General features: G+C 48.8%; 15 protein-coding genes. 3 read left to right on the forward strand and 12 right to left on the reverse strand.

All coding sequences use genetic code 11. The features are described 5' to 3' along the window. Window positions 1–43 precede the first annotated feature (43 nt). The gene (locus HP399_RS27785; protein ID WP_106652499.1) at window positions 44–340 is read left to right on the forward strand and encodes a hypothetical protein; all 297 of its coding nucleotides are present in this window, start codon (window positions 44–46) and stop codon (window positions 338–340) included. Between the two features lie 87 nt (window positions 341–427). Here HP399_RS27785 and HP399_RS27790 read toward each other — a convergent pair whose 3' ends face one another. Genes HP399_RS27790 through HP399_RS27810 form a run of 5 tightly spaced genes read right to left on the reverse strand, consistent with a single transcriptional unit; the run spans window position 428 to window position 5,441 of the window. After that, window positions 428–1,564 carry a M20 family metallopeptidase gene (locus tag HP399_RS27790; RefSeq protein ID WP_173618348.1) on the reverse strand — a complete coding sequence of 379 codons (1,137 nt, stop codon included), beginning with the start codon at window positions 1,562–1,564 and terminating at the stop codon, window positions 428–430. A gap of 12 nt (window positions 1,565–1,576) precedes the next feature. Next, window positions 1,577–2,377, reverse strand: a complete 801-nt coding sequence (locus HP399_RS27795) for an ABC transporter permease (RefSeq protein ID WP_048031089.1) — start codon at window positions 2,375–2,377, stop codon at window positions 1,577–1,579. After that, window positions 2,374–3,216, reverse strand: coding sequence for an ABC transporter permease (locus tag HP399_RS27800; protein ID WP_173618349.1), 843 nt, complete (start codon window positions 3,214–3,216; stop codon window positions 2,374–2,376). The genes HP399_RS27795 and HP399_RS27800 overlap by 4 nt, the downstream gene beginning before the upstream one ends. 3 nt (window positions 3,217–3,219) lie before the next feature. Beyond that, on the reverse strand, window positions 3,220–4,314 hold the full coding sequence (locus tag HP399_RS27805) for an ABC transporter ATP-binding protein (RefSeq protein ID WP_173618350.1): 1,095 nt from the start codon (window positions 4,312–4,314) through the stop codon (window positions 3,220–3,222). Window positions 4,315–4,322: 8 nt separating this feature from the next. Then, window positions 4,323–5,441 (reverse strand): ABC transporter substrate-binding protein, encoded by a 1,119-nt coding sequence (locus HP399_RS27810; protein WP_173618351.1) that lies wholly within the window; start codon window positions 5,439–5,441, stop codon window positions 4,323–4,325. Between the two features lie 228 nt (window positions 5,442–5,669). Between HP399_RS27810 and HP399_RS27815 the strand changes: the two genes are divergently transcribed. Both HP399_RS27815 and HP399_RS27820 read left to right on the forward strand, forming a co-directional pair. Beyond that, the gene (locus tag HP399_RS27815; protein ID WP_173618352.1) at window positions 5,670–6,431 is read left to right on the forward strand and encodes an IclR family transcriptional regulator; all 762 of its coding nucleotides are present in this window, start codon (window positions 5,670–5,672) and stop codon (window positions 6,429–6,431) included. A gap of 242 nt (window positions 6,432–6,673) precedes the next feature. Beyond that, window positions 6,674–7,213 (forward strand): hypothetical protein, encoded by a 540-nt coding sequence (locus tag HP399_RS27820; protein ID WP_173618353.1) that lies wholly within the window; start codon window positions 6,674–6,676, stop codon window positions 7,211–7,213. Between the two features lie 13 nt (window positions 7,214–7,226). Here HP399_RS27820 and HP399_RS27825 read toward each other — a convergent pair whose 3' ends face one another. The 7 genes from HP399_RS27825 to HP399_RS27855 all read right to left on the reverse strand — a co-directional run bounded on the left by HP399_RS27825 (window position 7,227) and on the right by HP399_RS27855 (window position 15,962). After that, complete coding sequence (locus HP399_RS27825) at window positions 7,227–8,705, reverse strand: MocR-like pyridoxine biosynthesis transcription factor PdxR (protein ID WP_173618354.1); 1,479 nt, start codon at window positions 8,703–8,705, stop codon at window positions 7,227–7,229. An 81-nt stretch (window positions 8,706–8,786) separates the two neighbouring features. Beyond that, window positions 8,787–9,494: an ABC transporter ATP-binding protein gene (locus HP399_RS27830; RefSeq protein ID WP_173618355.1), complete on the reverse strand. Its 708-nt coding sequence runs from the start codon at window positions 9,492–9,494 to the stop codon at window positions 8,787–8,789. Between the two features lie 14 nt (window positions 9,495–9,508). After that, window positions 9,509–10,285 carry an ABC transporter ATP-binding protein gene (locus HP399_RS27835; RefSeq protein WP_007717354.1) on the reverse strand — a complete coding sequence of 259 codons (777 nt, stop codon included), beginning with the start codon at window positions 10,283–10,285 and terminating at the stop codon, window positions 9,509–9,511. Window positions 10,286–10,306: 21 nt separating this feature from the next. Further along, complete coding sequence (locus HP399_RS27840; RefSeq protein WP_173618356.1) at window positions 10,307–11,590, reverse strand: branched-chain amino acid ABC transporter permease; 1,284 nt, start codon at window positions 11,588–11,590, stop codon at window positions 10,307–10,309. Window positions 11,591–11,599: 9 nt separating this feature from the next. Next, complete coding sequence (locus HP399_RS27845) at window positions 11,600–12,646, reverse strand: branched-chain amino acid ABC transporter permease (RefSeq protein ID WP_173618357.1); 1,047 nt, start codon at window positions 12,644–12,646, stop codon at window positions 11,600–11,602. Between the two features lie 62 nt (window positions 12,647–12,708). Then, window positions 12,709–13,944, reverse strand: a complete 1,236-nt coding sequence (locus HP399_RS27850) for a branched-chain amino acid ABC transporter substrate-binding protein (protein WP_173618358.1) — start codon at window positions 13,942–13,944, stop codon at window positions 12,709–12,711. A gap of 260 nt (window positions 13,945–14,204) precedes the next feature. Further along, window positions 14,205–15,962 carry an adenine deaminase C-terminal domain-containing protein gene (locus tag HP399_RS27855; RefSeq protein ID WP_173618443.1) on the reverse strand — a complete coding sequence of 586 codons (1,758 nt, stop codon included), beginning with the start codon at window positions 15,960–15,962 and terminating at the stop codon, window positions 14,205–14,207. Window positions 15,963–15,965 lie beyond the last annotated feature (3 nt).

Consider the following 15,965-nt stretch of genomic DNA (forward strand, 5'->3'; position numbering starts at 1 on the left):
CCCGAACCACGCCCCGCTTTAAAAACAAAAGGAGGAACAACCTTTGATTGACATAGACCAGTTCATTCACAGCCTGAGTCTGCTTACTTTTATGGCGATCTTGATCGAAGCCGTAACCGAAATTTTAAAGAACGCCTTCCCCGTACTAAAAGACCGCTCCACTTACATCCTCTCTATCCTCATTGGCATTTCGCTCTCCCTCGCTTTTCAAGTCAACCCCTTTGGTCTTGAGGGCAGCGGCTACTACGTTTCTGCCGTGCTGGCTGGTATCCTCACCAGCCGCGGAGCGAACTACCTTAATAGCTTTGTGAAAAAGCTAAATACATCCTCGAAACAATAACCTCTTCTTCCTCATACAAAAACAAAAGCACCTGCCCCGATGCAACGTCAAACGCATCAAGGCAGGTGCTTTGTCTCTTTTTTCTCTCTATACTTCCTCTATCAACCGAGCCAACAAGGTAGCACGCGTCGATATTTCTCCCAGTTCGATCCATTCATCCGGCGAGTGGGCGTAGCCACCCTTTACACCAAGTCCATCCAGTGTCGGGACTCCACAAGCAGCAGCGAAGTTGCCATCGCTTACTCCACCTGTACCCGACTCTTCCAAAGCCATCCCTAGTTCATTGATGCTAATCGATTGTGCAAGGGAAAATAATTTGCCTGTCTCTTCGGTTCGCTCCATCGGCGGTCGGCGAATGCCTCCCTTTACGCTGATGTTTGTACCGGCGAGCACTGGCGTGAGTTCACTCATTACCTTCTCAATTCGTAATGCCTCTTCCATCGAGATAAATCTCACGTCTACTTCAGCTTCTGCCGAGTCGGCTACTACATTGGAGCCAATCCCGCCCTTAATGACGCCCACATTGACGGTCGTTCCTTTCTCGTAATCGGTCAAGGCATGCAGAAATTGCACCTGTCTCGCCAGTTCTTCAATTGCAGAGACACCTTTTTGATGATCGACACCAGCGTGTGAGGAAATACCGCTGACTGCCACGGAAAAATGGGCGCTTCCCTTCCGCCATGTTTTGAGTGCGCCGCTCGGTTCGGTTGGCGGCTCCAGCACAAAGCTCGCCACCGAACGCGCGGCTTCTTCTTCTACTAGTCGGCGAGAAGTCGGGCTGCCGATCTCCTCGTCACTGTTTAGCAGGAGCACAATTTTTTTATCTGCAGGCAGGCGATCTAGCTTCACCAATGCCCGCATCGCAAACATTGCTTGCAAAACTCCCGCTTTCATATCGTATACGCCCGGCCCGTACGCTTTCTCATCCCGGATCGCAAATGGTCGGCGAGCCGCCTCTCCTTCTAGCCATACGGTATCGTAATGGCCGATGATGAGGATTTGCTTTTCCCCGTTGCCCAGCGTACAACGTACCTGATCGCCATACGTCTTATTCGGGATCAGCTCTGCTACTCCCCCTGTCAGCCGTTGAAACTGCAGGGAGAACCAGCCCGCCATGCGGTCGCCCAGCTGTTTGTCACGAGAAGGTGAGTCCATGTTGACTGCCTCTTCGAGTAGCTGTAGATAGTGGGACATATTCTCTTGTACATAAGTGTGGATTGACATAGTGCCTCTTCCTTAGTGAGATTGTGAATTGAGTCCGAATAGGCGCTCTAGTCCGTACACTTTTTCCAACAAGACGATGAACACCAGACTCAGCAGGATGACCACCGAGGAAATCGAAGCCACCAACGGGTCAAGTGTTTCCTGCATATAGGTGAAAATCGCGAGTGGCAGCGTCGTCGTATCCGGTGCCACCAAGAATAAGGAAACCGTCACATTGTCAAACGACGTCAAGAACGAAAAGATCATCCCCGACACGATGGCCGGACGCAACAGTGGCAACGTAATATCCCAGAACACCCGAAACGGATGGGCCCCCAGCATGTATCCCGCTTTTTCCAACGTATAATCGAACGAGCTAAGCCCTGTGAGCACCAGCCTTACGACATACGGAATCGAGATTAGCATGTGCGCCAGCAAAAGCCCCGTAAACGTCCCTGCGATACCAATTCGCGTGAAAAACAGCAGCGCGGAAATCCCGATAATAAGCGAAGGAACGGTAAGCGGCGAAAGCATCAGTGCGTTGATGATACCGCTCCCACGAAACTTGTATTTGGACAGCGCGAATGCAGCCAATGTCCCTATGAGAGTCGCCAAAATGGCCGTTACCGTAGCTAGCTTAAGACTAAACCACAGCGAATCGATGAACTCCGGTCGATCCAAAATCATTTCATACCACTGCCACGAAAACCCTTCCGGTGGAAATCCGAGATATCCTGCTGCGGTAAAGGAGCTCGGGATAATGACCAGAAACGGCAGATTGACCAAAACAAGCACAAAGAACGTGATGAGTCCGAGTACGTTTATTTTTTTCATGACGCAAACACCTCTTTATACCGCTTGGTTTCAATCAGCTTCGTATACAAAGTCACCAATAGGATCGTGCTGCCCAGAAGCAGGAAGGCAAGTGCCGCACCCAAAGGCCAGTTCAGTGTCGCCATGATTTGCTCATAAGCGATGACAGGCATAACTTTCACGGACGTTCCCCCCATTAAGGCAGGTGTTACAAAAGCGCTCATCGACAAGCTGAACACCAGTGTCGTGCCGGCAATAATCCCCGGCAAGCACAAGGGCAAAGTCACACTGAAAAACGTACGTGCGCGGGAAGCCCCCAAAATCGACGCCGCCTTATTCAGGGACGGATCGATGGCATACAAGCTGGTTGCAATCGCTAGAACCATGTAGGCAATAAAGGAATCCGTCAGACCGATCACAATCCCCAGCTCGTTGTACAACAACCGCAATGGTTGATCGATCAACCCCAGACTGATCAACGTTTCATTGATCCACCCTTTTTCACCCAAAACCACTACCCAACCGAAGTTGCGAATCACAACACTGATGAGGTGAGGGGCCAGGATTAGCATCGTGACGATTCCACGCATTTTCCCTGTAGCCTGCGCCATGTACATCGCTACAGGAAATCCGAGCAAGAGACTCGCCAGTACCGTCCAGAGACTCACACGAATCGTCCGCCACAGAATCTCCAAGTAGTACGGATCTTGTACAAACAATAAATAATTGTGTAAAGAGAACGCCTGATTCTCATCCTGGAAGCTAAGCAAAAGCATCATCAGCATCGGGATGATGAATACTCCAAGCAGCAAAATCATCGCAGGTGCTGTCAACAATGTAACCGAGAGACGCTTACTCATCCGTCATCCCCTTCCTGCGGGCATGACCAGTACGTCGTCCGCGTTCCATTGACAGTAAACCGTTTGACCTTCTTGGCGGTCCACCGAACTATCGGTCATTTGGACTTTTACTGAAAGCGTATGCTCCCCGACCTTGACCTCACATTCTGTGTACGAGCCCAGGAAGGAGGCAAGCTGCAAATGTCCTTTTACCCGATTCGCTTCCTCACTGACTGCTGTATCGGTCAGCTTGATTTTCTCTGGTCGGATAAAAATGATCACTTTTTCATGGAGTGCCACTGTTCGCTGCTGCTTTGCCGCCTTCACGAGCATTCCACCAGTCGTACGCAGCGTGAGTACATCCCCGTCAATTCCGATGACTTCCCCTTCCAAGCGGTTCGTCTTACCGATGAAGGTATGTACGAATTCAGATGCGGGCTGATTGTAAATCTCCAGTGGTGTACCGATTTGCTCCACGAATCCGTGATTCATGACCACGATGCGATCAGAGAGCGCTAGCGCCTCTTCTTGGTCATGTGTAACGAAAATAGTCGTAACGCCGATTTCGTGATGTAAGCGCTTTAACTCATCACGTAGCTCTTCACGAAGTTTGGCATCCAAGTTACTGAGCGGCTCATCCAAAAGCAGGAGCGACGGCTCAATAACAAGCGCCCGTGCAATCGCAATCCGCTGACGTTGTCCGCCAGATAGCTGATTTGGGTAGCGGTCTGCTACGTTTGGCAGCTTGACCAGCCCAAGTACACGATTCACACGCTCTTGCATTTCTTGCTTGTTCACTTTGCGTAATTTCAATCCGTAGGCGATGTTTTCCGCCACAGTCATATGCGGGAACAGCGAGTACGTCTGAAACACCATTCCCAGCTCCCGTTTGTACGGAGGCACGCCATTCATTCGCTGTCCCTTGATCAAGAGGTCTCCGCCATCCGGGTCCAAAAAACCGGCAATCATATTCAAGGTCGTGGTCTTACCGCAACCAGATGGGCCGAGGAACGAGATGAATTCGCCTTGCTCCACCTGCAGGTTGAAGTTTTGAACAACGACATTGCTTTGAAATTTTTTCATGATGCCGCGCAGTTCAACGTCAATCACCTTGGTCACGTGAATACCTACTTTCCTGTTTTAGGTGCGATTTCTTTGTTAAAGCGATCCAGCCAAGCAGATGTTTCCTTGCTCACTACGCTATAGTCGAAGTTAACAACCTTTGTACGATCGAATTCCAATGTTTTCGCTACATCGTCTGGTAGCTTCACAGATGTTGCCGGATTGTAGTACAGCTTCGTTGCGTACATCGTTTGAATTTCATCTGTCAAAAGGAAATCGACGAATGCTTTTGCCGCTTTTGGACTCTTCGAACCTTTTACCAGCGTAGCTACGTTCGGTACGATGTTTCCGCCCTCTTCAGGGAAAATGAACTCCAATGGTACGCCTGCTTCTTTTTGTGTCAAGCTACGCGCCATTGTCCAAGTGGTGTACGCTGCGCTCTTGTTTTGCAGATTTTGCTGAAGCTGTGCTGCACTCTTCGCAAAGGTCGGCATGTATCCTGCAATCGTTTCCATTTGTTTAAAGCCCTGTTCCATATTTTTCTCGGACCCGCCATTTGCGTACGCCAGCATGATCATCGCAGAGCGTCCGAAGTTGCTCGCTACGTCTGTCATCGTGATGTAGCCTTTCACTTCAGGCTTAGCTAGGTCATTCCAGGACTTCGGTACAGGCAAGCCTTTTTCTTTTACCAGGTCCGCATTGTAGGAAATCCCCATCGGCGTGAAGTTTACGACTACACCGCTATCCTCCGTCACACGCAAATCTTCCGGTACGTTTTTCATGTTCGGAATATCTGTTGCGGATACGGCTTCCCATAGGCCTTCTTGACGACCTTTCTCTTGCTCGCCGCCCTCAATGATGGTCAAGTCGATTTGCGGAGCATTTTTCTGTGCCTTAACCTTCGCTACGATGTCCGTAGAAACCCCGGAAACATAGGTCAGCTTTACATTCGGATACTTCTCGTTAAACTTCTTGAAGACTTCATCCTTCATCATCTTTTCAACGGTCGCGCCGTTTCCTGCTACTACCAGAGTGTCTTCCAGCAGAGCTTGTGCTTCGGTGCCGCTATTGTTGCCAGCAGCTGGTGCAGGAGCAGATGTTTGCGGCGTGGAGGAGCCACATCCAGCCAGCAAGGAACCAGTCAAAGCGAAAATGGACAAGACGGATAATGCCTTTTTCTTCATGTAAGTTCGACCCCCGATTGTCTGTTTTGTTCACAAATAGAGAACAGTGTTTCCTATTCGAGAACGATAATGTTATACTAGCATAAAGATACTGACTATTCAAGGTAGTCGTACTAGAAGCATCATTGCCCCAATTACAGGCTTGTCAGCATTCTTTCTAATGGTAAAATTACTTCAATCGAGACTCTTCTTTTAGAGGGGCTACTGTACGTTAAAGGAGACGTTTGTATGGACCAAGTATTGTCTTCTGTTCGAAATGGCTGTCGGCTGTTAAAAATATTTCTCGATTCGCCAAAGGAACTCGGGGTAACGGAGCTCAGCAAAAAGCTCCAGCTGTCCAAGGGAGCTGTTCACAAGCTCCTGTCCACGCTAGAGTCTGAAGGATTTATCCGCCAAAATGAAAAAACCAAGCAGTATACGCTTGGCTACTCGCTTTTGGAGCTGGGCACTAAGGTGCTCACGAATCACGATATCGTTGATTTTTCCAAACCGTTTCTAGACCAGCTTGTCTCACGGACAAACGAATTAGCGGTCTTATGTGTACAAGATTCCAAGGACGCGATTTATGTAGCCAAAGAGGATTCGCTTCATCCTGTTCGCTTTACCGTAGAGTCCTTCCGGCGTTTTCCTCTTTACTCTACCTCCGCCGCCAGGGTTTTGCTCGCCTATCAGCCGGAGGAGTTTCAAGATGAGATATTGCAAGAACATCCGCTGAAAAGCTACACGCCTCATTCGTACACGTCGGTCGAGCAAATCAAAGAGGACTTGGCGACCATCCGCGAGCGGGGCTATGAAATCAGCTCGAATCGACGCAATACAGGCGTGACCGGAATCGCTGCCCCGATTTTTGATTCGACTGGACACGTAACTGCATCCGTCAGTGTCATCGGTCCCTCCGACCGCGTGATGCCGAAACAAGAAGAGATTTTGCAAGAAACGCTAGCGACGGTACGTGCGATGTCATCTCAGTTAGGGTATCGAATGTCTTGAAGCTAGCTTGAGTTGCCATGAAAAAACCTCCTGTTCATCAGTCTGCTCTGATGCCAGGAGGTTTCTCTTTATGTTGACTCACCGTCTGACATAAGATCAAATCCTTTGCTCAATCCGTTCACCTGCTCTTCACTCAAAAAATGATGTTAAATTTTTCATCTTGAGGAGAAACGGTCTTATTAGTTTTTCGTCCTACTAATTGTGAAAAGTATTACGCGCAAATAGAAAGGAAATGACACCCTATGAGAAAAACATATTTGCTGCTTTCTTCTTTGTTATTCTGTGCTTTGTTTGTTACTGACGCTCATGCAGCTTCACAGCAAGGAACGGTTGCGCCTGTTCCTTCCCAAGTAATTGTTCCAACAAGTAGCAAGGATAAACTAGGAAATACCATTGAAAAATCAATGGCATATGTGAAAACGTTACAAGTGAAAAATGGAAAACTATTCGTCTCGCTTGACTATGTTCAATGGTTTTTCGGTGAGGCAGCAGTAAAAGCTTATCGTCAAGATCACCCATTAGAAAAAGAGGACTATCCAATGCCCTATTACATTCGTAATAGCAGTCCTAAAATTAGAACGTTTGAAATTTCTCCGAAGGCTTCGTTTACTCTTCAAACCAACTCTACACAAAAAGATGGGAATTTCCATTGGAATGAATCAGTAAACACCGATACTTTTAAAAAGTTTGTGCTAGCCAAGGGGATTCCTTATCAGATACCATTCCACATTGAAGTAACGAATGGAATCATCACAAAAGTTACAGAACAGTACGTCCCCTAAACGCAGCTTTCCTTCACCCGATCCCTTGGATTGGGTTTTTATTTTCCCATTCCACTTGCAAATAAGGCTCCCATGCACGTTTCAACAGACGAATTCCCCCCTCAATCTCCTCGATGGTCTGCCCTCCGAAGCCGAACTGAAAAGCCGGAAGTCCATTTTCCTGTGGATGAACCCATTTATGTGCAATTGGATAGACACGAACGCCTGATGCAGCCGCAATTTGCGTCAACTGTTGCGGAGTGCTCCCACTTTTCACTTCTACCGTCACAGACAGCCCGGCATCCTGACCCTTGATCCGGATGTACGCCCCAAAGTGTTCCTGCAAGCACTGAAGCAGCGCCCCATGCTTTTTGCGGTAAAGCGTCCGCATCTTGCGAATATGCCGCTCCCAATCGCCATTTTTCATGAACAAGGCCAGCGTCTCCTGATGAATACGGGATGCCGACTGATCAAAATCCACCAATTTCTCCTGATACACCGCCAATAATGCTTGGGGCAAAACCATATAGCTCATCCGAATCGACGGCAGCAAAGCCTTGGAGAACGTCCCCAAATAAATGACGCGTCCCTGCGTATCCAGCCCTTGAAGGGAAGGAATCGGCTTGCCATGATAGCGAAACTCACCATCGTAGTCATCCTCCATGATGTAGCTCCCCGTCTGATTCGCCCAGTGTAGCAGCTTTAGCCGTTTGGCATATGGCATGACAATTCCAGAAGGGTCCTGATGAGATGGTGTGATATAAACTAGCTGCGCTCCACTTTCACTGAGCGCTTCCACATCAATCCCATCCTCCGCCAGTTTGATCGGTCGCATATCATAGCCCAAATGGGAAAACACGGCACGAACACCGTGATAACCCGGCTCTTCCATCGCAACAGCCTGTCCCCGTATTCCGAATAAGAACCCCAATAAGCTGATTATCACTTGCGTTCCCGCACCGATCACAATTTGCTCTGGCGTAGCTTGTACACCTCGAGCTCGTCCGAGATAGCGTGCGAGCTCCTCCCGCAGCTGCGGCTCGCCTTGTCGGTCGCCGTAGTAGAGCACATGCTTGTTTTCTTCCTGCATGCATTGGTTGGTGTACTTACGCCAACGGTCAAAAGGAAAGTGCTCGGCATCTACGCGCGCTTGGTAAAAATCATATTGGACCGGGACTGGTGAGGGCGTAAGTGGAGGCGTTTGGACGTGAGCCGGTTTAATTGGTTGCTGCCCTTTCCCTGCGGGTACAGGCACTGGCCCATCCCAGTCCACATCGACCACATAAAATCCGCTGCGCTCCCGACTCTCGATGTAGCCTTCTGCCATGAGCTGGTGATAGGCGCTCTCGACAGTCGTTTTGCTCACTTGCAAAAACCCGCTCAACGCCCGAACAGAAGGCAGACGCGTCCCGGAGATCAAGCGCCTCCCTTGGATTTCTGTACAAAAATAGCGATAAAGCTGTTGATAGAGAGGCTCGCTCCCTTCTACGAAGCGGGGACTAATATCTAGCACGCTTCATCCTCCTCGCTGACCAAATGAAAAACCGACGGAGACAAAATCCCCATCGGTACTCACGTTTCTATTACACCAATATTACGCCAAATACGCCTCTCTTACCTGCGGATTCATCAATAATGTCTGGGCGTCATCTTGCAAAATAATTTCACCTGTCTGAATCACATAACCGCGATGCGCGACAGACAGCGCCTGATTCGCATTTTGCTCGACCAAGAGAATCGTCATGCCTTCCTTGTTCAACTCCGTAACGATGTCAAAAATCTGCTCCACCAGAATCGGCGCCAATCCCATCGACGGTTCATCGAGCATGAGAATTTTTGGCTTCATCATCAGTCCACGAGCAATCGCCAGCATTTGCTGCTCGCCCCCGGACATCGTGCCACCTTTTTGACTAGCCCGTTCCTTCAGTCGCGGAAAGTAAGCAAAGGCACGCTCGATTCCTTCTTCAATCACCTTTTTATCGGATACACTGAAGGCACCCATCTCCAAATTCTCGCGTACGGTCAGCTTTGGAAAAATGCGGCGACCTTCCGGAACGTGGGCGATTCCTGCTAAGGCAATATCATGTGTACGCATCTGCGTAATGTCTTTGCCATTAAAGATGACTTTTCCTTCTTTGGCACGGGTCTGCGCACAAATCGTTTTCAACGTGGTCGATTTACCTGCCCCGTTGGAACCGATCAGCGTCACCACTTCGCCTTCGTTTACCGTTATGCTCAATCCTTTTAATGCGTGGATGCCGCCATAATACGTATGAACGTTAGTCAGCTCTAGCAATGCCATCGATTTTCCTCCTTCTACGACACGTCCGACGCACTTTTTCCGAGATAGGCCTCAATGACGTTAGGGTTGTTGCGGATTTGTTCGGGTGTTCCTTCTGCAATTTTTCTCCCGTAATCCAGCACGTGAATGTATTCGCTAAGTCCCATGACCAGCTTCATATCATGCTCGATCAAAATAATCGTCAAATCGAGCTCTTTTTTCAGCCGACGAATAAAATCCGTCATCTCAACCGTCTCACGAGGGTTCATCCCTGCCGCTGGTTCGTCGAGCAAAATAATTTGCGGATTGGTCGCCATCGCCCGGGCTATTTCCAATCGTCGTTGCAACCCGTAAGGCAGACTCCCTGCTGCTTCATTGGCAATATGCGCGATCCCGACATACTCCATGAGCTGATAAGCCTCGACGCGCGTCCGCTCTTCCTCCTGGCGTACACGTTTGGAGTTGAACAAGATTCCGAGAATTCCAGCCGATAAGCGGCTATGCACACCCACCATGACATTTTCCAATGCCGTCATTTCTTTGAATAGACGAATGTTTTGAAAGGTGCGGGTGATACCGCGACTCGCGATCTGATCAGGACGAAGCTTCTTGATACTTTTGCCATTCAGCAGGATTTCTCCCTCGTCTGGCTCGTAAAATCCGGTAATCATATTGAAAAAAGTCGTTTTTCCGGCTCCATTCGGACCGATGACCGCCGTAATGCTTCCTTTTTCGATGTCAATCGAGACGTCTTGATTGGCTACCAAGCCACCAAAGCGCTTCGTTAAATTTTTTGCCTCTAACAATGCCATGCTCATTTCCCTCCTCGTCCGCTATGACTGTTTTCCAGAAGTCAATTGCGACAGTCTGCCGAGAATCCCCAGCTTTTCTTTGCCAAACTCGCTATTTTTGATCGAATCGAGATCGTTTTTCTTCCGTTTGGCTGGAATCAATCCGTTAGGGCGATACAAGGCTACGAGAATGAGCATGATACCGAAAATGAGTCGCTGGAACTTGGATGGGTCCAGCTGGTTGGGTAAACTGATGAGCCCCGAATTTTGTAAACCGTGCAGGAAGTTGGAGAATTCTTTTAACAGCTGTACCTGCAAGATCGTGACAAAAGCGGCACCAAGCACAACGCCTGGAATGCTGCCACTACCACCCAGAATAACCATGACCAAGATCCCGATCGATTCCATCAGTGTAAAGGAGGTCGGATCGATAAACGTCTGCTTGGCCGCAAAGATAACACCCACGACACCAGCGAAGGAAGCACCCAATGCAAATGCAGCAAGCTTGGTATTCAACAGGGAAATCCCCATGGACTGGGCAGCCAGCTCATCCTCACGTACTGCAATCCATGCACGTCCCAAACGCGAATGCTCAAAGCGTATATTCGCCAAAACGATAAAGGCAATTACAAACAAGACGATGAAGTAAAAGTAAAACGGCGTCCCCATTTTGATCCCAAACAGCTCTGGAGACGGAATCGGCGTGATTCCCTGCGGACCGTTGGTGATGTTGATGGGCTTGTCCAGGTTGTTGAAGACAATGCGAATGATTTCACCGAAGCCCAAGGTCACGATCGCGAGGTAATCCCCTTTTACTCTGAGAACTGGCAATCCTAGCAATATTCCGAAAACAGCGGCCACAATCAAGCCGACAATGAGAAATGGCCAAAACCACTCACCGGAGAGCGGGAAGAGATTCCCTGCAATAAACTCATTCGCTTGCGAGGTCGAGAAAATCGCGTACGCATACGCCCCGGCTGCAAAAAATGCGACGTAACCCAAGTCAAGCAGACCAGCAAAGCCTACTACGATATTCAAGCCCAAAGCCATCGCTACGTAGATTCCTACCTGTGAAGCTACTTCCATGTAGTATCGGTTTTCACCCGCTACCAACGGAATGATCAGAAGGAGAACCACAGCACCAATCACCATTTTGATCGTTTTGGAAGCATTGGTGTAATAGACAAGCACAATAGAAGAAAGAATGCCGAGAAACGCGATGACCGATTTATCCATGAGGTACAACGCGGCAGAAAAAGCTACAATCCAGATCAACGTGAATACGAGCGGAATGCCTTTGAATGATTTCCAAGCGAGATTTGCCATTTATTTCACCTACACTTTCTCTTTTACAGCTTCGCCAAACAATCCTTCCGGCTTGAAGAGAAGCACGAGAATTAAAATACTGAACGCAAACACATCTTTGTATTCTGCACCAAAGGCTCCGTTGGTCAACGGCCCCATAAAGGCACCAGACAGGGATTCCAGAAGACCGAGGAGCACGCCACCGATCATCGCGCCACGCAGGTTCCCAATCCCGCCGAGTACGGCAGCTGTAAATGCTTTTAGACCGAGGATAAAACCGATATACGGATCGATCGTCCCGTAGTTTTGCGCAAACAGAACACCTGTCGCGCCACCCAGACTGGATCCAATCAAAAACGTAAGCATGATTACTTTGTTTACATTTATGGTCATCAGCGAAGCCGTACTCTGGTCTTGTGCAACGGCGCGCATGGCGATTCCCCACTTTGTTTTATTCACAAACAACGTCAACGCAATCATCATGACGATCGCAATTACAATTACGATCAATCCTTTTGTTGGAATCGTAGCAATACTTCCTAATGGAATCGAACCTGTAAAAAGAGCGGGACTGTTCAGATAAAACTCATTACGAGCTAGTGCTTCTGTAAACCGTACGAGGTCTTGTAGCAAAAACGAAACGCCAATCGCCGAGATCAATGGCACAAGACGAGGTGCTCCGCGCAATGGTCGATAGGCAATCCTCTCAATTCCTACCCCCAAAGCACCAGTTAATACCATGGCAATTATGAGTGTTATGAAAAGTGCGACAAATGGATTCATACCTTCAAGTGCCCCTAGCGCATCAGAGATCAATAATACCTCTGTACCGATAAAGGCTCCGACCATGAAAATGTCTCCATGGGCAAAGTTGATAATTTCCAAAATCCCGTAAACCATTGTGTAGCCTAAAGCCACGACTGCGTACATAAATCCAAGTGTCAATCCGTCAACCAACACCTGAGGCAAAATGTTGATCATGCTTTCCCATCCCTCATTTCTCTTGTAAACTTGTACAAATTTTCTGCATTCATTCCTTTGACTGGACTTGTTTTCTCGTGGAAAAGGGGCCAACACCGGCGTGCAGCCCCCTATCCTGATATGAGGCATGGGAGTGTGTGCAGCGTTGTGTGGTGTGATTACTCGGCCTTGCCTACGAAAATGGATTTGTCTTTGTCAAACTTGTAAATGAATACATCTGCATTTGTGTTGTCACCTTTGTCATCAAAGGTAACCTTGGTAAATTGACCCTGAAAATCTTTGGTTTTGTGGACTGCATCAAGGACTTGCTCGCGGGTTGGTTTTTTGCCTCCGTTCGCTTTGGTAGCTTCCAAGACACCATTGAGGATGACGTTCATGGAGTCGAAACCGTAGACGGAATAAGTTTCCAGAGGCTTGTTTGTGACTTTTTTGTACTCTTCAGCCCATTTCTTGCCCTCTTCGGTTTGCGTTACGTCCCCTGCTACTGACGTAAAGACTACACCTTCGACAGCATCACCGGCTATTTTTATCATATCAGAAGAATCCAAGCCGTCGCCACCCATAAAATAACCCTTAAATCCTTTTTCACGAGCTTGTTTGATCATAATTCCACCTTCTGGATAAAGGCCGCCGAAAAAGATGATGTCCGGGTTTTTCACCGTTACCTGGTTAAGTACCGCGCTGTAGTCCTTTTCGCCCTGGGTTATGCCCTCGAAGCCAAGGATTTGGACCCCGTCCTTTTCGAATTGCATCTTCACTTGATCGCTCAGACCTTGGCCGTATGCTGTCTTATCATGGATAATATAGGCCGTTTTTACACCAAGTGTATTTTTTGCATAAAGAGCAGCCTTTGGTCCTTGCGCGTCATCGCGAGCACAGATTCGATGAACGGTTTTCTTGCCTTCCTCCGTGAGCTTCACCCCTGTGTTTGCTGGGGATACCATGACCAGCTTACCTTCCTCGTACTTCACAGACGATGGAATGGCAACACCTGTGTTATAGTGCCCAACTACACCGTACACATCAGGGTCAGAGATAAGCATCTCCGCATTGGATACCCCGATTTTCGGGTCGCCTTGATCATCCTGAGGGAAAAGCTGGAGATCAAAGCCAAGGGCTTTAAACTCTTCCTTACGCTTTTCGAGAGCGTAACCAGCGCCTGTTTTAATCGCATCTCCTACAGCGGAATTGCTCCCGGACAGTGGGGATTGTGTGGCAATCTTGATGAGGCCTCCCTCGGTTGTTCCGCCACCGCTGTTGCCTGGAGCTGGCTGACTTTGCCCCCCGCTTGCGTTACTTCCGCCGCTTGAATTACTGTTTCCTGCGCAACCTGTTAATGCCATACTCGCAGCCAATACCGCAGATAAAACCCCGACATAAGAACGCTTTTTCATTCAGAATGAATCCCCCTTTTATCATTCTTTGTTCTTGTTACCTAGTCCATCTACCTTGCTAGCCAGGTTGCGACTTTCAAAAACGATAACTCTTCGGGGATCAAAGATAGATGAGGCTTGGTTGATTTTATTTTAAAATAAATCTGATAATTTACAAGAAGTAAAATATATTTTATATACATATATCATTGATTCACAAACGATCATATTGAGTTTTATGAAAAACGTCGAGACGTTTTTCACTCAAAAAAACACCCCCCTCAAGGTAAAGGGAGTGCCGGAACGACGATTTGCCCACTCTTAATGTCGACAATGCCATTTGCTGTAAGACGCGCATACGGCAAGTGAGTAGCGGTAAAAAACAAAATCGAATAAATCGGATCGAGATGGACATGGCCTTTGGACCGGAGCTGATTTACCAAATTTTCACCCATACTGATCACTTCCTCCATGGGCGCAGACGTGAATTTTCCAGCAAGAGGCAATGGGCATTCGCAGATAATTTTTCCTTCATCGATCAGGACGACCCCGCCTTTTATTTCCCGAATACGCTCCAATGCTTGCGCCATCGCTTGGGGATTGCGTCCGATTACGATCCAGTCGCCAGACGCGGAATAGGTGCTAGCCAGCCCTTCAAGATGCTCACCGAAGCCACGAAGCACTGCTAATGTTCGTTTGCCGCCAGTCGCATCGATGGTGGCAATCAGCGCCAACTGCGAATCGTGCTGCAAAGATACATAACCATCCTTATCAACGGGCATATCCTCTAGCGACAACCGTGTGATAACGGCATTCAGCATCTGTAACACAGGGGCCTTTCCATCTTCATCTGGCCGCAGGCGGAACCAATCAGGATGTGCCTGCTTTTTCAACGGATCTGTCAAACGTAACGAAGCTTGATCCCATTGTGGCTGAACGGTTGGGACGAGTAGGGTTCCCTTTTCTGCCACCCGTTGTCCATTTGCAATCACGATGGATGGTGTCGGTTGATCCTTTGCCGTCAACAACAGCATATCCGCGATTCGGCCCGGAGCAATTCCTCCGATCTCCGCGTCCAGCCCGTAATAGACAGCCGGGTTCAGCGTCGCCATAACATACGCTTCCTCTGGCGGCATCCCCGCTTCGATGGCCACGCGGATCGTACTATTCATGAACCCGTCACGATGCATCGGCGGCGTACTTCCATCTGATGTCAGCATCATCCGTGATGACCATGGCATCCCCAGCGCAAGCCACCCTTTCACCAGCTCCGGCAGATCAGGGCGAATGGAGGAATGGCGCAGTGTCGCATACATACCTAAACGGATACGCGACAGCAAATCTTCTGCATGGATGGCCTCATGACAAGCTGTTACGCCGGCTGCAGCGGCAATGTTCAAGGTCTCGTAAGAAGCTCCCGGATGATGCCCCTCCATCCTTTTCCCCAAGTCCCGCGTATGTTTCAAACCAAAAAGCAGCGTCTCATCCTCTTGTAAAACACCGCCCCAATTCGTCAACTCCCCACCCTGAATCACGCGTGGATGCTCCAGCATTCGCGCCAAGCTTTCCTTGGTGAACGCCGGATGAGCTTTCCCTGTCTGCGGATCGAGTCTGCCCCAGAAAAATTGCTTTACCGGATGTGCTACCAGAGAATCCATGATCGCTGCTGTTTCCGAAAAAGGCAGATGCATGAGCATTAACGAATCCGACATCATTCCAGTCGTTCCCGTTTGTAGAGCAAAGTCAGCCAACGTGTAAGGGTTGTACCATTGAAACGGATGCGCGTGTGGCTCGATGTAACCCGGCACGAGATATTGCCCAGCCGCCTCCATGATCACGGTCTGATCATCGACCAACGGCTCTTTTTCTCCTACATAAGCAATACGTTCCCCTGCCACTACGACATGATACTCTTGCCATTCTTTTGTATACACATTCAGAACGCTTGCGCCTTTTATCCAGAGGCTTGCCGGTGCCTGACGTCTGCTCACGCGAATCATGTGCAAGTAATCATGATCGGATATGGCTCGTACGCGCATCAT

The organism is Brevibacillus sp. DP1.3A, from assembly GCF_013284245.2.
Classification (GTDB): domain Bacteria; phylum Bacillota; class Bacilli; order Brevibacillales; family Brevibacillaceae; genus Brevibacillus.